The 16,635-nt window shown below is 57.2% G+C and carries 14 protein-coding genes; 8 read left to right on the plus strand and 6 right to left on the minus strand.

Annotated features, from left to right (window positions below; genetic code table 11):
- Positions 1-49: 49 nt before the first annotated feature.
- From J7400_RS12390 to J7400_RS12405, 4 genes are all read right to left on the minus strand, one after another.
- The gene (locus J7400_RS12390; protein WP_209063627.1) at positions 50-1,546 is read right to left on the minus strand and encodes a diguanylate cyclase; all 1,497 of its coding nucleotides are present in this window, start codon (positions 1,544-1,546) and stop codon (positions 50-52) included.
- Positions 1,547-1,811: 265 nt separating this feature from the next.
- A complete protein-coding gene (locus J7400_RS12395) occupies positions 1,812-2,591 on the minus strand; it encodes a gamma-glutamyl-gamma-aminobutyrate hydrolase family protein (protein WP_209063630.1) in 780 nt (259 codons plus the stop codon).
- A 65-nt stretch (positions 2,592-2,656) separates the two neighbouring features.
- Positions 2,657-3,082, minus strand: coding sequence for a heme-binding protein (locus tag J7400_RS12400; RefSeq protein WP_209063632.1), 426 nt, complete (start codon positions 3,080-3,082; stop codon positions 2,657-2,659).
- Between the two features lie 51 nt (positions 3,083-3,133).
- A complete protein-coding gene (locus tag J7400_RS12405; RefSeq protein ID WP_209063634.1) occupies positions 3,134-5,266 on the minus strand; it encodes a malate synthase G in 2,133 nt (710 codons plus the stop codon).
- 208 nt (positions 5,267-5,474) lie between these two features.
- Between J7400_RS12405 and pepN the strand changes: the two genes are divergently transcribed.
- The 4 genes from pepN (at position 5,475) to gatB (ending at position 11,495) form a co-directional block, all read left to right on the plus strand.
- Positions 5,475-8,036 carry an aminopeptidase N gene (pepN, locus tag J7400_RS12410; protein ID WP_209063636.1) on the plus strand — a complete coding sequence of 854 codons (2,562 nt, stop codon included), beginning with the start codon at positions 5,475-5,477 and terminating at the stop codon, positions 8,034-8,036.
- Complete coding sequence (locus J7400_RS12415; protein ID WP_209063638.1) at positions 8,033-8,467, plus strand: hypothetical protein; 435 nt, start codon at positions 8,033-8,035, stop codon at positions 8,465-8,467. Before pepN ends, J7400_RS12415 begins: the two co-directional genes overlap by 4 nt.
- A gap of 113 nt (positions 8,468-8,580) precedes the next feature.
- A complete protein-coding gene (locus J7400_RS12420; RefSeq protein ID WP_209063640.1) occupies positions 8,581-9,912 on the plus strand; it encodes a hypothetical protein in 1,332 nt (443 codons plus the stop codon).
- A 74-nt stretch (positions 9,913-9,986) separates the two neighbouring features.
- Positions 9,987-11,495 (plus strand): Asp-tRNA(Asn)/Glu-tRNA(Gln) amidotransferase subunit GatB, encoded by a 1,509-nt coding sequence (gene gatB / locus J7400_RS12425; RefSeq protein WP_209063642.1) that lies wholly within the window; start codon positions 9,987-9,989, stop codon positions 11,493-11,495.
- A gap of 232 nt (positions 11,496-11,727) precedes the next feature.
- Here gatB and J7400_RS12430 read toward each other — a convergent pair whose 3' ends face one another.
- Positions 11,728-13,257 (minus strand): tetratricopeptide repeat protein, encoded by a 1,530-nt coding sequence (locus J7400_RS12430; protein ID WP_209063644.1) that lies wholly within the window; start codon positions 13,255-13,257, stop codon positions 11,728-11,730.
- Between the two features lie 552 nt (positions 13,258-13,809).
- Here J7400_RS12430 and J7400_RS12435 point away from each other — a divergent pair.
- From J7400_RS12435 to J7400_RS12445, 3 genes are all read left to right on the plus strand, one after another.
- Complete coding sequence (locus J7400_RS12435) at positions 13,810-14,322, plus strand: thioesterase family protein (protein ID WP_209063646.1); 513 nt, start codon at positions 13,810-13,812, stop codon at positions 14,320-14,322.
- A gap of 112 nt (positions 14,323-14,434) precedes the next feature.
- Positions 14,435-15,028, plus strand: a complete 594-nt coding sequence (locus J7400_RS12440) for a class I SAM-dependent methyltransferase (RefSeq protein ID WP_209063648.1) — start codon at positions 14,435-14,437, stop codon at positions 15,026-15,028.
- Between the two features lie 49 nt (positions 15,029-15,077).
- A complete protein-coding gene (locus tag J7400_RS12445; protein WP_209063650.1) occupies positions 15,078-15,509 on the plus strand; it encodes a DUF4177 domain-containing protein in 432 nt (143 codons plus the stop codon).
- Positions 15,510-15,524: 15 nt separating this feature from the next.
- Here the strand turns inward: J7400_RS12445 and J7400_RS12450 are convergent, their stop codons facing one another.
- The gene (locus tag J7400_RS12450) at positions 15,525-15,791 is read right to left on the minus strand and encodes a BolA family protein (protein ID WP_209063653.1); all 267 of its coding nucleotides are present in this window, start codon (positions 15,789-15,791) and stop codon (positions 15,525-15,527) included.
- Between the two features lie 74 nt (positions 15,792-15,865).
- Between J7400_RS12450 and J7400_RS12455 the strand changes: the two genes are divergently transcribed.
- Positions 15,866-16,489 (plus strand): J domain-containing protein, encoded by a 624-nt coding sequence (locus J7400_RS12455; RefSeq protein WP_209063655.1) that lies wholly within the window; start codon positions 15,866-15,868, stop codon positions 16,487-16,489.
- Positions 16,490-16,635 lie beyond the last annotated feature (146 nt).

The raw sequence follows: 16,635 nt of genomic DNA on the forward strand, positions 1-16,635 counted from the left end.
GGGCGCGCCCATCGCCGGGCCCGCCCTCCTCAATAAGGTTCAGCGCGGATCAGCCCGCTTCAAGCGCGCTGGCGCAGCGCACACAGTTGCGCCCGTCTTTCTTGGCCTGATAGAGCGCGCGATCTGCGGCGTTGATAATGTCCTGCAACAGCGGCCCATGGTTGCTAAAGCTGGCAACCCCAATCGAAATCGTCACCGGCGGCAGCTCCCCTGCCCCGTAGCGCACCGTTGTTTCCTCGACAGCGCGGCGCAATTCATCTGCCACTCCGTAGGCTTCTTCGGCTGCCACATTGGGCAACAGCACCGAAAACTCCTCGCCGCCAAAACGACACGGCGTCGCCCCTTCCGAGAACATCTCATGCATTTTGTCGGCAATGGCGCGCAGCACCATATCACCGGCATCATGGCCGTGGTTATCGTTGAAGGATTTGAATTTATCCGCATCAAAAGACAACAGCGAGAAATCCGTGCGTTTGCGCGCCGCCATACTGGCCTCGGTGCGCATCGCCTCAAGGAAATAGCGCCGGTTGTACAGTCGGGTCAGCGAATCCCGCGTACTCTGGTCATGCAGCTCATCGCGCAGTTTCACATTGGCAATCGCAAGGCTGATGTGCTCCCCGCACTGCAGGGCAAATTCATAGCCCTGCTTGACCTCAGCCTCTGACGCCCCTTCGGGATAGACCACATGCATCAGCCCCACGGTGTCGCCATGGGCCACAATCGGCACACAAAGGGAGTTGTCGACTTTGCTGTCTCTGGGATGATCACTCACATGGCTGCACTGCAGCCCAAGGCCCGCCGCATCATAGCGATAGCCGCGTCCGCGACGCAGAGCCCAGCAGCTGTCTGGCGCAATATGCTCATGCACCTCGCCACCGCCCCACACACAGGCCCCGTCAAGAACGTCCCGCGAGTTGGAATAAAGATAAAGCTCCCCGGCCGTGTCCGGCAGCAGCTTGGTCATAAACTGAGTGACCACCTCAAACAGCTCAGAAAGCGACTTGCAGCTCTGCAACCACTCATCCAGATCCCCAAGAAGCTTGGCCTCCTCGCGCCAGGCCTGCTCCTTGGCAAGCATCTTCAGCGCCTTGGTCTCCGCTCTCTCCGCCGTCTTTTTGGCCTCAACCAGATCGGCGGCATCTTTGCGAAACTGGGTCACATCCGTGAATGTCACCACATAACCGCCCCCCGAAATCGGCCGCGCAAAGGAGGAAATGACCTTGCCCGACGGCAGGCTGCGATCAAAGCTGAAGGGCTGGCCGGACTTAAACTTTGCCTGCGCCTCTTCTTTGCTCTCCGCCGTAATCACCTGCAACCTGACCGCTGTCTCCAGAAAGGCCTCGCGCTTCATCCCGATATGCAGATCCGTCGGGTTCAGCTCCAGAATCACAAAGATCCTCTCATTGAACATCAAGCAGTTTTCGTCGCTGTCCCAGACAACGATTCCCTGCTCCATCTTGTTGAGGATCTCCAGCATCTGCTCGCGCCGGATCACATCTGTATTTACTGATCTTTCGGCCATGAGTGGCGCGCGTTGTTCAAGCATGGCCCGGTCCTTGCTGGTCTTTTAAAGTCAGACCAACACTAGGCATTAAATTCTTGAAACCGCGCTAAATTCAGCGCTCTAAATTTCTGAAAATTGTATTAATGGCGGGCCGCAGCTGCACCACCAGCCGGTCGAAATGACGTCTCGATGTCGGCACGTTAAGGTTTTTACACCCCGAATTTCGCACCTACGCAATACCACCGTGATACAGACGCGATACCGACGTTCAAAACAGCCGGAATCTGGCGTTAACCTTTGCGCAAAATCAAGCGGATTTCAGGACCGGCCGCGCTTCTTTCTTGGCTGCCCAGGCACGCACGGCCTCACCAAAGGCCTCAAACAACGGGCGGCTCACAGGGTCAACACCCGCCTCCCATTCCGGATGCCATTGCACAGACATGGTGAACCCCGGCGCGCCATCAATATAGATCGCCTCCGGTGTGCCATCAGGGGCGTAACCATCTATGATCACACGGTTTCCGGCGCGTTTGATGCCCTGACCATGCAGCGTGTTGGTCATCACTTCCCGCGCGCCCATCAGCTTATGAAACGGCCCATCCTCGCTGAAGGTCACAATATGGCGCAGGGCAAACTTCTCTTCCAGCGTCCCATCCGGAGGCATCCGGTGGTTGTCTCGCCCGGGAAGATCGCGAATTTCGGGGTAAAGACTGCCACCCATGGCAACATTAACCTCCTGAAATCCCCGGCAAATTCCAAAAAACGGTTGCCCGCTTTCCACGCAAGCCCGCACCAATGGCAGCACAATCGAATCCCGCGCCCGGTCAAACGCACCATGCGCCTCCGTGGCCGCTTCGCCATATTCTTCTGGGTGAACATTGGGCCTGCCGCCGGTCAGCAGAAACCCATCACATGTGGCCAGCAACTCCTCCACCGAGAGGTAGCGCGGGTCCGCTGGGATAAGCAGTGGCATGCAGCCCGAAACCATTGAAACCGCTTCGGAATTCATGGATCCGCCAGCATGTGCCGGATACTCGTCATTGATAAGGTGGTGGTTTCCGATAATCCCGACGACAGGACGCGTCATGTAGGCCTCTTTGTCTTGCTGCGCAGCTCAACATAGGCGCTGCGCAGCTCAAGAGAAAGCCCCGATCAGATTTCGCCGGTCAAACCAACCGCATCGATGCCTGCCATTGCAGCAATTGCATCATTATCAGACGTGTCACCGGTCACGCCCACAGCGCCGATCACAGCACCTTTTTTGTCACGCAGCAGAACGCCACCCGGCACAGGCACAACCTGACCGCCATAAACGCCGTTTACCGCCGCCATGAAATAAGCCTGCTGCTCGGCACGTGCCATCTGTGCGGTGCCCGCCATGCCCAGCATCACAGCGCCGTAAGCTTTGCCGTGCGCGATGGCAAAGCGCCCGGGCGCGGCACCATCTTCGCGTTCAAACGCCTGCACGTGGCCACCTGCGTCCAGAACCACAACGGACAGTGGCTTGAGTTCCATTTCACGGCCTTTTTCCAACGCCTTACGGATGATTGTACGCGCGCGGCGCAGAGAGATTGTCATGGTGTTTCCTTCCCATAAAGAAAGGTCAGGGCATGGCCCTGACCTTGAATTTTATGCTTGTGCCTTAAGTTCCAGGCGCCGCGCATGCAGCACCGGCTCAGTGTAACCCGATGGCTGCACACGTCCTTTGAAGACCAGATCACATGCTGCCTGGAATGCCACGCCGTCAAAGCCCGGCGCCATCGCCACGTAAAGCGGATCATTGGCGTTCTGCGCATCAACAACGGCCGCCATTTTCTGCATAGCTTCCATCACCTGCTCCTGAGACACGATGCCCTGGTGCAGCCAGTTTGCCAGACCCTGGCTGGAGATACGGCAGGTTGCGCGGTCTTCCATCAGGCCAACATTGTTGATGTCCGGAACCTTGGAGCAGCCGATGCCCTGATCCACCCAGCGCACAACGTAGCCCAGGATGCCCTGTGCGTTGTTTTCGACTTCCGCCGCGATCTCTTCTTCAGAGAGGTTTTGCCCGTCCATCACAGGAATGGTCAGCAGGTCATCCAGCGTGCCGCGTGCGCCACCGGCTTTCAGCTCGTCCTGACGTGCCAGCACGTCAACTTCGTGGTAGTGCGTGGCGTGCAGCGTGGCTGCGGTTGGCGATGGCACCCAAGCGCAGTTCGCGCCGGATTTCGGATGGCCGATCTTCTGTTCCAGCATCGCGCCCATCAGATCCGGCATGGCCCACATGCCTTTACCAATTTGCGCCTTGCCCTGCAGACCGCAGGCCAGACCGATATCCACATTGCGATCCTCATAAGACAGGATCCAAGGGGTGGTCTTCATCTCGCCTTTGCGCAGGAAAGCGCCTGCTTCCATCGAGCTGTGGATTTCATCGCCCGTCCGGTCAAGGAAGCCGGTGTTGATGAAGGCCACACGGGACTTCGCCGCGCGGATACATTCTTTGAGGTTGGCCGAGGTGCGGCGCTCCTCATCCATGATGCCCATTTTCACCGTGTGGCGCGGCAGGCCAAGCACATCTTCGACCTTCGCAAAGATACGGTCAGAGAAGGCAACCTCTTCGGGGCCGTGCATCTTTGGCTTCACGATGTAAACCGAGCCATGCACCGAGTTGCCGCCCTCTTGCTTCAGGTCGTGCATCGCGATCAGCACTGTGACCAAAGCGTCCATCAGGCCTTCGCCAATCTCGTTGCCGTCGCGATCCAGAATGGCAGGGTTGGTCATGAGATGGCCAACGTTGCGCACCAGCATCAGCGAGCGGCCTTTCAGAACGCTTTCCGCACCGTTCGCTGCGGTAAAGGTCACGTCACCATTCAGCACGCGCGTGAAGGTTTTGCCGCCTTTGGCAACCTCTTCTGCGAGGTCACGTTTCATCAGGCCAAGCCAGTTGCCATAGGCGACAACCTTGTCTTCCGCATCCACACAGGCCACGGAATCTTCGCAGTCCATGATGGTGGAAAGTGCGCTTTCCAGCGTGATGTCGTTGATGTTGGCCGCGTCGGTTGCACCAATATTGCCGGTCGGATCGATCTCGACAATGACGTGAAGGCCGTTGTTTTTCAGCAGGATACGCGACGGAGCTGAGGCATCGCCCACGTGACCGGCAAATGCGCCAGCGTCTTTCAGTGCAGGCTGCAGGGCACCTTCGACAACGCTCAATGCAGAGACATCGCTCCAGGAGCCTTCGGCCAGCGGCACAGAGCGATCCAGGAAGTCCCGGCCCCAGGCGATCACACGCGCACCGCGTTCCACATCATAGCCGCCACCGGCAGGCAGATCGCCCATCGCATCGGTGCCATAAAGTGCATCATAAAGGCTGCCCCAACGCGCGTTCGCCGCGTTCAGCGCAAAGCGTGCATTGGTGATCGGCACCACCAGCTGCGGGCCGGGAATCGCCGCGATCTCAGGATCGACATTGCCTGTCTCAACCGCGAAATCCGCGCCTTCCGGCACCAGATAACCGATCTCGGTCAGAAACGCTTTATAGGCCTCGGCATCATGCGCTTGGCCTTTGTGAGCCAGATGCCAGCCATCCAGTTTCTGTTGAATTTCTTCGCGCTTTTGCAGCAGCGCGCGGTTCTCAGGACCAAAATCATGCGCAAGCGCACTCAGCCCTTCCCAAAAGGTATCCTCCGCAACATCCGTTCCCGGCAACGCTTGATTTACAATGAAATCATAGAGTTCCTGCGCAATTTGCAGCCCGTGTTTCTCCACCCGATCGGTCATCGCGGCTCTCCATTTGGCTTGTGATGAACTTCAATTAGTGCATGGGTTTCCGATAGGCAACAAAATTGGTTATCTTTTTTTACCAAAGATATTTTCAGGCAAAACCGAACAGTCGCCCCTGTCTTCGTAAGTAAATCCAATACACTCTGCCCTTGCAGGCAGCCACGGATGGATTACACCAAGAGGCAATCAATGGATGGAGAGCCCTATGAAAGACGCCGCGCCGCAAACGATCTACCTGAAAGACTACACGCCTTTTGGCTTCATCGTGGACAGCGTCGCGCTCACGTTCCGCCTGCACCCAACGGCGACACGTGTGCTTTCCACAATCCGGTTCCGTCCAAATCCGGATGCAACAGACAACCGTTTTTTCCTTCATGGCGAACAGCTTACGCTGATTTCTGCCAAAGTTGACGGCACCGTTGTGACAACACGCCCTGTCGCGGGGGGCATTGAGGCAGACGTGCCAAATGCACCCTTCACATGGGAAGCCGAGGTCGAGATCAACCCACAGGCCAACACCGCACTGGAGGGGCTTTATATGTCAAACGGCATGTATTGCACGCAATGTGAGGCCGAGGGTTTCCGCAAGATCACCTATTACCCCGACCGCCCCGATGTGATGTCCACCTTTGATGTGCGGATCGAGGCTGACGGCGACAATACACCGGTCATGCTCTCCAACGGCAATGGCGCAGAAAGCGGCGCAGGTTTTGCAAATTGGACAGACCCTTGGCCCAAACCCGCCTATCTCTTTGCCTTGGTCGCCGGCGATCTGATCGCGCATGAAGACAGCTTCACCACCATGTCCGGCAAACCGGTCAAGCTGGCCATCTGGGTCCGTCCGGGTGACGAGCACAAATGTGCCTTCGGCATGGAAGCACTCAAAAAATCCATGACCTGGGACGAAGAGGTCTATGGCCGCGAATATGACCTTGATGAGTTCAACATCGTCGCGGTGGATGATTTCAATATGGGGGCGATGGAGAATAAGGGGCTGAATATCTTCAACAGTTCCTGCGTGCTCGCCTCCCCGGAAACCGCTACCGACGGCAACTTTGAGCGCATCGAGGCGATCATCGCCCATGAGTATTTCCACAATTGGACAGGCAACCGCATCACCTGTCGCGACTGGTTTCAGCTCTGTCTCAAAGAAGGCCTCACCGTTTTCCGCGACGCCCAGTTCACCGCAGACATGCGCTCTGAGCCGGTCAAACGGATCGACGACGTCATCGCCCTGCGTGCGCGCCAGTTCCCGGAAGATCAGGGCCCGCTCTCCCACCCTGTGCGGCCGGAAAGCTTTCAGGAAATCAACAACTTCTACACAGCGACCGTCTATGAAAAAGGCGCCGAAGTCATCGGCATGCTCAAAACACTGGTTGGGGATGAGGCCTACGGCAAGGCGCTCGACCTTTATTTTGACCGCCACGATGGTCAGGCCTGCACCATTGAGGACTGGATACAGGTGTTTGAAGACAGCACGGGCCGTGATCTGAGCCAATTCAAACTCTGGTATTCCCAATCCGGCACGCCAGAGGTGACCGTGCGCGAAGACTATGAGGGCGACACCTTCACGCTGCACCTCAGCCAGAAAAGCGCGCCCACACCCGGGCAGGATCAAAAGGCACCACAGGTTATCCCGGTGGCAGTTGGCCTTCTGAATGATAACGGCGACGAAGTGCTGCCCACGCAGGTGCTTGAACTGACGGAAAAAGAGCAAAGCTTCACCTTCCCCGGCCACGCCACCCGCCCGATCCCCTCCGTTCTGCGTGGTTTTTCGGCGCCGGTCACGCTGACCCATGACATCGACAATGACCGCCGCGCGTTCCTGCTGGCCCATGACACAGACGCCTTCAACCGTTGGGAAGCCGGTCGCGATCTGGCGCGTGACAGCCTGCTGAAAGCGATCCTGCAGGGCGACGCGCCCAGCGCGGCCTACCTTGACGGCCTCAAAGCGCTTCTTCGTGATGACAGCCTTGATCCGGCCTACCGCGCACTGATGCTGGGCCAGCCGTCCCAATCCGAACTCGCCGCAACCCTGCACAAGATGGGCGAAACACCCGATCCTGCGGCCATCCACGCCGCCAGCGAAGCCCTGCGCGAAGCCAAAGCACAGAGTTTCGCAGATCTGCTGCCCGCGCTTTATGCTGCCAATCAGGTAGAAGGCCCCTATCGCCCGGATGCTGGCCCGGCCGGTCAACGCAGCCTTGCCAATGCTGCACTCTCGCTGCTGACACGTCTGGACGGTGGCGAAACAGCCGCCAAGCAATATGATGCAGCGGACAATATGACTCTGCAACTTTCCGCGCTTGGCGCACTGCTTGATGCTGGTAAAGGCGAGGACGCGCTCAGCGCATTTTATGATCAGTGGCAATACGATCGCCTTGTGATCGACAAATGGTTCTCCATGCAGATCATGCAGACCAAGCCTGAAAATGTCGCCACAACCGCTCAAGCGCTCACCCAACACGCGGATTTTGATTGGAAAAACCCGAACCGCTTCCGCGCAGTGATGGGCGTTTTGGCCATGCACCACGCGGGTTTCCACTTTGAGGATGGCGCAGGCTACACCCTGCTGGCGGATTGGCTGATCAAGCTTGATCCGGTGAACCCGCAAACCACCGCCCGCATGTGCAGCGCTTTCCAGACATGGAAGCGCTATGATGAAACACGCCAGGGCAAAATCCGCACCGAACTTGAGCGCATCGCAGGTCAAGACGGCCTCAGCCGGGACACCACCGAAATGGTGACCCGCATCCTAAACGCATGACAGCAGAGCCGATCCTCACGCACAGAGCGCAGGGCCGCAACGCGCGCAGCATCACCGTCTTGATTTTGGCGGTGATGGCGCTTGGCGGCATGCTGCTGACAGGCGCCTATTGGGCCATCGTCGCCTTCTTGTCGCTCTTTGCGCTCCCCACTCTGGTGGATGTGCTCTTTAATCCGGTCGCAAATTTTGCCCTCTCTGAGGCCGGGGTGCGCTGGAAAAACGCCACTCAGGAGGCGGAAATAGAGCTGGGGCAGATCAAATCCATCCAGATCGCGACCCGCCTGAACGTGGCTTTTCGCATGACATTTGTCATGCAGGATGGCGCTAAGGTGCGGATACCACAGGATGTTTTACCACCCAGAGCAGATCTGGAGGCGGCATTGCAAACACTTGGCGTTGCGGTCGAACATGACCGCTTGCGGCTGATCTAGCCGCAAACCTTGCTTGAAAATCGACGCCGACTTGACGGCATGATTTCAAGTTGATGCCCTTTTTTAGCCTGAAAGCGAAATCATAGTGGGCTCTGTTAGATCACGGAGCCACAATGAAATTCTTTCTCAAAGAACGGACACGCAAGCGAACACCTCAAAACGTTCGCCCTGCGTCCGCATTTGCGGCTCCAGCGCTGCGCAAGCTGAATGAGGCCTTTGCCCCTGCCCGCGCCACACAGGCAGCAGGTCGCTCTTCTGACACTCAGCAGACCTACCGCGACCTGCTCACGCGCTTGCAAATTCCGGTCAACGCCGAAACGCCAGATCAAGTGGAGAGCGAAGACACCCGCGCGCAGGGCCAGTTTCTTGCCCGGCAAGAGCGCTGGGAAGAACTCGAAGATCTGATCCGCACACATGATCAGAACCGCGCGGCCACCACATCCGGTGCCCCCTTGTCGGAGCTCATGCTGTTTGGTGCGCGCGCCGATGTGGTGCGTGCGGCGGAACATGCGCTGCTGCACGGCAAACCCGCCTCAGACGCGGATTTTTTCCATGGCATCGAGGCCATGGAGTATCTGCTGGAAGACTTCCCTGACAGCTATCCGATTGCCTTGGTTGTGGCCCATGTGCACATCGACATCGGCTGGGCGTGGCGCGGCGCAATCGCAAAAGACGACACACGGGAAATCAATCGCGAGGCGTTTCACTCCCATTTTGCGCGGGCAACGGAAATTCTGGATCGCTTCTGCCCCAAGATCCACCACTCTTCCGCGCTGTCAGCGGCCCGCTGCGCGTTGCTCCCCGGGTTGGAAGACCCGACAAAGGCGCTTTGCACCGAATATGAATCGCTGATCGCGCTCGACCCGTTTAACCCACGGCACATGCGGGCCTTGGGGAACTACCTGCTGCCCCGCTGGTACGGCGATTTTGACCAGCTCGACCTGCAAGCCCGCCGGATCGCGGCACAAACCTATGACATATGGGGCGCAGGCGCCTATGCTTGGGTTTGGTTTGACTCCCTGCTTGTTGACCCAAGCGGGTTGGAAGTCATTGAAATTGAATACTTCCTTGATGGGGTCTCCGACGCCTTGAAACGCCGAGGCGATCAACACGCGGCGAATCTCATGGCGGCCCACCTCTATCGCAGCTGGCAATATGCCCGCGGGCAATATGACACCGGCGCGCTCAACAGCGACTTGCCGCCCGCTCTGCGCAAGGGTTTTGACATGGTGGTTCATGACCACCTGCGCGAAATTCACCCGTTGATTTGGGGCCATGCGGAAATCGGCTTTGAAAACACCTCACGTGTGATTTCCAAAGAGCGCCTCTCTGAAAAGGGGCGCGATGTGGCCCTTCAGGCCGTGGCCATGCCTTTCATGAGCAGCCTGAAAGCCGGACAAACCGTGCATTTCACGCCCGAAGGCATCACTCAGGCCAACCCATAGGCGGCTGCCCCCTTGCTCCTCACTTCCGGCTGGCCTAGAACGCAGACCAGCCAGATATTCAAGGAGCGTGAGCGATGCTCGACCTGACATATGAGACCCCCAAGCCCAAAGTGATCGCGGGTGCCAAACATGACTGGGAACTGGTCATTGGTATGGAGGTGCACGCGCAGGTTTCTTCCAATGCGAAACTGTTCTCCGGTGCCTCCACTACCTTTGGTGCAGAGCCCAACGCCAATGTGGCTTTCGTGGACAGCGCGATGCCGGGCATGTTGCCTGTCATCAACGAGTATTGCGTGGAGCAAGCGGTGCGCACAGGTCTTGGCCTGAACGCCGAAATTCACCTGAAATCCGCCTTTGACCGCAAAAACTACTTCTATCCGGATCTGCCGCAGGGCTACCAGATTTCCCAGCTTTATGAACCCATTGTCGGCGAAGGCGAAATCCTCGTGGACATGGGCCCCGGCGTTGCACGCTTGGTGCGTGTTGAACGTATCCACCTTGAGCAGGATGCCGGCAAATCCGTGCACGACATGGACCCGAATATGTCCTTTGTGGATCTGAACCGCACCGGTGTGGCGCTGATGGAAATCGTCAGCCGCCCCGACATTCGTGGCCCCGAAGAGGCCGCCGCCTATGTCACCAAGCTGCGCCAGATCCTGCGTTATCTGGGCACCTGTGATGGCAACATGCAGAACGGCAACCTGCGTGCAGATGTGAACGTCTCCATCTGCCGTCCGGGCCAGTATGAGAAGTACATGGAAACACAGGACTTCTCGCATCTCGGCACCCGCTGCGAAATCAAGAACATGAACTCCATGCGCTTCATTCAGGCGGCGATCGAATATGAAGCCCGCCGTCAAATTGCGATTGTCGAAGCCGGTGGCTCTGTCGATCAGGAGACCCGTCTCTATGATCCGGACAAAAACGAAACCCGCTCCATGCGCTCAAAAGAAGAAGCGCATGACTATCGCTACTTCCCCGATCCTGACCTCCTGCCGCTGGAGATCGAACAGAGTTGGGTGGACGATATCGCCAAGACCCTTCCGGAGCTGCCCGATCAGAAAAAAGCACGCTTTATCAAAGACTACGGCGTGACCGAATATGATGCCTCCGTGCTGACGGCTGAGGTTGATCTGGCCGATTACTTTGAAGCCTCCGTGGGCAAAGGTGACGGCAAGAAGACCGCAAACTGGGTGATCAACGAAGTTCTGGGCCGTGCCAATAAAGCTGAGGTCCGCCCACAGGAGCTGGTCGCACCCGAAGCCAACGCCGCCATTCTTGCCATGGTCGCCTCTGATGAAATCAGCACCAAGATCGCCAAAGACGTGCTTGAGATCCACATCGAAACCAAAGACGATCCTGCGAAGATCGTTGAAGAAAAAGGCCTCAAGCAGGTGACCGACACCGGCGCAATCGAAGCGGCGCTGGATGAGATCATCGCAGCCAACCCGGCTCAGGTGGAGAAAGCCAAACAGAACCCGAAACTGGCGGGCTGGTTTGTGGGTCAGGTCATGAAAGCCACCGGCGGCAAGGCCAACCCGAAGGCTGTTAACCAATTGGTGGCGCAGAAGCTGAACGGCTAAACAGCAACGTCGGTATTGCGTCTGTATCGCGACTTTAACGCGTCGGTGTAAAAACCGGCGCGTTTTTGCATTTCAAAGGTTAATGCACCAACCGCCTGCGCGCTAAACCTGCCCCGCTTTTGGGGAAGGCATAGCAGCCGAAACATCGCCAACACGTCCGCGTGGAGGTACCACCAAAGAAAACGGCCCGCCGGTGAAAACCAGCGGGCCGCATACCGGTCTGTCAGACAGTTTAGCGTTTCTTCTTTTTCAATCTGAAACCACCAAATTCGTCTTCGAGCAGTTCGCAGGCATATTCCTCGCCCATCTCACAGCCTTGATTGAGGTAGGTCTCAGCGACCTCTTTGTCTCTGTCGACCCCTTCCCCTTTCAGATACTGGAAACCCACCACATAGCAGCCATGGGCATAGTCTTTCTCACAAGCGTCCAGAAAGATCTCCAGCGACTTTTCATAGTCCCGCTCGACGCCTTGGCCGTTCCGATAGAGCCAGCCTATGTTGCTGCAAGAGAGACCATCATTTTTCTCACAGGCGGACTCATAGAGCTCATACGCTCTCTGAAAGTCCTGCTCTACACCGTCCCCGTCCCGATAAGCGGTTCCGAGATTGCTGCAGCCCGAAACGTGGCCGCCTTGGCAAGCTTGATCAAAATAATTCGCCGCAACCACTGGATCTTCCTCGACACCGTTTGCCAACATGTATGCGAGGCCACTGTTGAAACAGCCATATTCACTGCCCAACTCACAGCCCATCACCGAGTAATGCAGTGCTTTTTCATGGTCTTGCTCGATACCTTCCCCTTTGGCATAGGCACCACCAAGACTTGCGCACCCAGTGGCCGATCCACCTTCGCAGCCGCGTTCATAATAATGAACCGCCCGTTGGTCATCCACGGGAACGCCTCTGCCGAAATCATACACGATACCCGCATAGGCGCAGCCTTCAGCATCATAGCCATAGCGCCCTTCGCAGGCCTGGATATACTTGCTCAGTCCCAGACGTTTGTTTTCAATTCCCACGTATCCATGTTCATAAACCTGCCCCAGCGCACGACAGCTTGCCCATTGTTCGCTGTCACACCCATAGGAATGCAGGATCGTGGCTTGGGTGAAGTCTTGCTTCATCCCGTCCCCTTCAATGGCAAGAAACCCAAGCTTGGAACAAGCAAGGGAATTGCCCGCATCATAGCAAGCCGCTTCAAAGTTTTTTATCGCCAGATCATAGTCTTGCGCAACGCCGCGCCCCTCTGATTGCAAGATGCCGAGGTATGCGCAGCCTTCGGCCCGACCGCCTTCACACGCCAGATTGTACAGATGTGCCGCCTTCGCGATATCCTGCGCAACATCGCCTTCGTCGACACGGTTGCCAAGCTCATAGCTGCGACCAACCGACGTACAGGCCCAAGCTTCTCCAGCTTCGCACCCTCTCACGTCGTAGCCCGCTGCGCGTGTCAAATCGAGTTCTACACCGCGCGCGTGGCGATACATGTATCCGGCATCTGCACAGCTGCGCTCAAACCCTGCGTCGCAGGCCTGAACATAAAGTTCCGCAGCCTTGGTTTCGTCCCACTCGACACCCTCGCCGCTGTAGAACAGATGGCCAAGCTCATAACAGCTCTCCATTTCCCCCGCCTCACAGCTCTCTTGCAAGGCGACCGCCTCACTGCTCATGGCGGTGTCTTGCGCCAGCGCGGGCTGTGACGCCCCTGCCATCGCACAAAATGCAGCGGCGGACCAAAACCGCGCATAAGATAGGTCAAACATTCAGTGATTTCCTCTTTAATCTTAGTACCGTTACACGCCAGCGTATCGAAGACATGTGTCGCTGACGCAAAGTCCTCCTGGGTAAAAACGCACCATTTGAGGTGGCTGTGCCTGAGAGAAAGTGCGGGAGTGTCTCCTCTGCAGCGGGTCTCATTCAAACACCCGCTGAGACGAAAGCGCTCATAGCCTGAGATCGCGCGTTAGGTGGCGCGGATCTGCTTTCGGAGCAGAGATACGTCAATCTTGGGCGCTATTCCTGACGTCCACGGAAAGAAAAACCTTAAGTAAGTCATGTACCTGCTCCAATAAGTGAGAGATGGTATAGAGCGGCCCAGCCCTATATCAAGACACGAATTAACCAATTTGAAACTCCTCTCAGAATTGTGTTCAGCTACGGCACGATCTACGGATCGTTGTTCCAGAAGAGTTGCGCGTGACAGAACCGTTGTTCGCATCAAAACCGCCAGCTTGTCCGCCCGTAAAAGGCGACTTTCTCTTGATGCATCGCCCCCAGCGCCGCATAAGTTCTGCCACGTTTTGAGGAACCTAAGCATGACATTTAAGGCCCCATTTTTCTCCACCCCGATGGTTGTCGAGGCGCAGTGGCTCGACTTTAACGGCCACCTGAACATGGCGTTTTATAATGTTCTGTTTGATCGCGGCGTGGATCAGATTTTTGACCAATTGGGATTGAACGCGGAGTATCGCACCGCGACGGGCAATACGACCTTCTCAGCAGAGTTCCACCTTTGCTATATCCGTGAGCTGTATGTCAGCGACTGGGTGCAAGCGACATTCCAGCTGCTCGATCATGATGAGAAAAGCTTCCACTTCTATCAGGAGCTTTGGCACGAAGATGGCTGGCTTGCGGCCACAGGCGAAGGTCTCGGGCTTCATATTGATCGGTCCGGCCCAAACGTCACCGCGATGCCTGAGGACATACGAGCCAACTTTGCCAAGCTTGCGGAGGCCCATAGCAAAATGCGCCGTCCGGAGCGGGTCGGCCGGCAGATGGGCATTCGCCGAAAAAACCGCAAAAACCGCGGCAAAATCAACCGGATTTAAGTGAGGCCTCTTTATGAGGACGATGCAGCCGCGCCACGTTTTGGCGCAAAGGCCGCAGACGGTCTCCTGCATGCTGGACCCTTGGTGAAATTACGTGAATAGCTGACTTCAAATGGTAGACGTGATCGACATTCTGCAAGAGCGCAAAGAGTTGCCGCAGTTCCTGGAACGTGACGGGCTGATCGGCATTGAACTTGGCGTCGCAAGGGGCTGGTATTCCAAACGATTGATGGAAAGCGGCCTTTTCAAAGAACTCTATGGTGTGGATCTTTACGGAGATCATCACGACACCAAGGAATACATCGACGCGCTCAAAAACGTTGGGATGGGCAAGCCTTACTGGCTGCTGCGCATGAGCTTTGAGGACGCGCTTGATGCTTTCCCTGATGAGTTCTTCGATTTTGTCTATATTGATGGCTATGCCCATACGGGCGAAGAGCGCGGCAAAACCATGTTTGACTGGCTCGCCAAGGTGAAAGTCGGCGGCATGATCGCCGGGCATGACTACCACAAGAAGTGGCCGCTTGTGCAGATCTGCGTTGACGCGCTGGCCAAAGAGCTCGGTCAGTCGGTCATGCGCACGGCCCTGTCCAAGAAACGCGACCCGCAGGACAAATTCCCCAGCTGGGCGCTCTTCAAAGAACATGCAGAGGTGCCCGACTACCCGGAGCGGCTGCGCCTCTTGCCCAAGAAAATGCGCGGCTAGCGGCCGCAGACGGATCTGATCAAGTTATTTTAGGCGCTGGAATACACATATGACGTACGAATATAAGGTGGTCCCCTCCCCAACCCGCGGACAGAAGGGCAAAGGCATCAAAGGGCCTGAGGGCCGGTTTGCCAATGCGCTTGAGCTGCACATGAATTACCTTGCCGGTGAGGGATGGGAGTTTGTGCGCGCTGAAACCCTGCCCCATGAAGAACGCAGCGGGTTGACCAGCACCTCGACCACCTATCGCACGGTTCTTGTGTATCGCCGCCCCGCCCTCACGGAACCGCTCGATGAGACGGAAACACCGGAGCCCGCCGCACTGCCCTCTCCGGAGCAGTCAGAAGACTCCGCCGATCAGGCGGTTGATGCGCAGGAAGACACGGTATCCGAAGCACCGGAAACAGATGCGGAGGAACCTGCCGAGCGGGATCAGGACGAAGTGGTGCGTGCTGGCGTGCAGTCCCTCAAGCAAGAGTGAGCGGCAGCCAAACGCCTAGTCTTTGGGTGTATCAACGTCCAAGGCCAGCGCGTGAATACGGCCGATCAGCGCCTCTCCCAAAGCCGCGTGAATGGCGCGGTGACGCGCAAGTCGGGACTTGCCTGCAAAGGCCGATGCGCGGATACGCACATTAAAATGGCTTTCCCCGCCATCAGGGGCACCCGCATGGCCAGCGTGACGCGCACTGTCATTAACGACCTCAAGTTCAGCAGGCGAAAAAGCGCTCACCAACTTATTGTGAATTTCTTGTGCAACGCTCATTTTTCTACGTCCAGCCTCTTCAATCTGCCTCTGGTTAGGGTAAACTCTCTGCTCCGAGTCGAAAAGGTGAGTTCATGACCAAATCAGATCCCTTTGGTTTCGATATGTCCGTGAAGTCGGCGAAGAAGAAAAACCCGCGCGGCCGCCGTGGCATGACTGGTGCGTCAGAGACATCGACCCGCACCTGCGAGCACCCCGGCTGCGAAGAGGCTGGCGCCTACCGCGCCCCACGCGCGCCGGATGTGCTTGATGAATTCAAGTGGTTCTGCAAGGACCACGTGCGCGAGTATAACCTCAAGTGGAACTTCTTTGACGGCAAGACCGAAGCCGAAATGAACGCGCAGAACTCCAAGGACAAAGTCTGGGAGCGCGAAACCAAGAAGTTTGTTGACCCAGAGACACGCGCTTGGGCGCGGCTGGGCATTGAAGACCCGCATCAGGTGCTGGGCGGCAACGCCACTCAGAACCCCGGCAAAGGTGGCGGCGGTGGACGGCGCCTGCCCCCGACAGAGCGCCGCGCAATCGAAATTCTGGACGCCAAAGACCATTGGACCAAGGCCGAGGTGCGCAAAGCCTACAAAAAGCTCATCAAGGTTTTGCACCCGGATATGAACGGCGGCGACCGGAGCCAGGAAGAGCAGCTTCAAGAAGTTGTCTGGGCCTGGGATCAGATCAAGGAAAGCCGCAACTTCAAATAGTTGCATGGCAAGCTTCACCAAAGGGCGTGGCCGATTGGCCGCGCCTTTTGCGTTTGTCCTCCTGTGCTCTTTCACCGGTGGACCCGCGCCAAAGTCCCGCTACGATGGCAAGAGGCCTTTGCCGCACCACCCGCCGCACCACCCTT

The sequence above is a fragment of the Shimia sp. R9_2 genome (genome assembly GCF_017743735.1).
GTDB lineage: Bacteria > Pseudomonadota > Alphaproteobacteria > Rhodobacterales > Rhodobacteraceae > Shimia.

Coding starts and splice junctions, on each gene's coding strand:
- J7400_RS12445 (WP_209063650.1), top strand. CDS start 15,078: ATGACGTACGAATATAAGGTGGTCCCCTCCCCAACCCGCGGACAGAAG.
- J7400_RS12405 (WP_209063634.1), bottom strand. CDS start 5,266: ATGACCGATCGGGTGGAGAAACACGGGCTGCAAATTGCGCAGGAACTC.
- J7400_RS12415 (WP_209063638.1), top strand. CDS start 8,033: ATGACAGCAGAGCCGATCCTCACGCACAGAGCGCAGGGCCGCAACGCG.
- J7400_RS12400 (WP_209063632.1), bottom strand. CDS start 3,082: ATGACAATCTCTCTGCGCCGCGCGCGTACAATCATCCGTAAGGCGTTG.
- J7400_RS12390 (WP_209063627.1), bottom strand. CDS start 1,546: ATGCTTGAACAACGCGCGCCACTCATGGCCGAAAGATCAGTAAATACA.
- gatB (WP_209063642.1), top strand. CDS start 9,987: ATGCTCGACCTGACATATGAGACCCCCAAGCCCAAAGTGATCGCGGGT.
- J7400_RS12435 (WP_209063646.1), top strand. CDS start 13,810: ATGACATTTAAGGCCCCATTTTTCTCCACCCCGATGGTTGTCGAGGCG.
- J7400_RS12455 (WP_209063655.1), top strand. CDS start 15,866: ATGACCAAATCAGATCCCTTTGGTTTCGATATGTCCGTGAAGTCGGCG.
- J7400_RS12395 (WP_209063630.1), bottom strand. CDS start 2,591: ATGACGCGTCCTGTCGTCGGGATTATCGGAAACCACCACCTTATCAAT.
- J7400_RS12440 (WP_209063648.1), top strand. CDS start 14,435: ATGGTAGACGTGATCGACATTCTGCAAGAGCGCAAAGAGTTGCCGCAG.
- J7400_RS12450 (WP_209063653.1), bottom strand. CDS start 15,791: ATGAGCGTTGCACAAGAAATTCACAATAAGTTGGTGAGCGCTTTTTCG.
- J7400_RS12420 (WP_209063640.1), top strand. CDS start 8,581: ATGAAATTCTTTCTCAAAGAACGGACACGCAAGCGAACACCTCAAAAC.
- J7400_RS12430 (WP_209063644.1), bottom strand. CDS start 13,257: ATGTTTGACCTATCTTATGCGCGGTTTTGGTCCGCCGCTGCATTTTGT.
- pepN (WP_209063636.1), top strand. CDS start 5,475: ATGAAAGACGCCGCGCCGCAAACGATCTACCTGAAAGACTACACGCCT.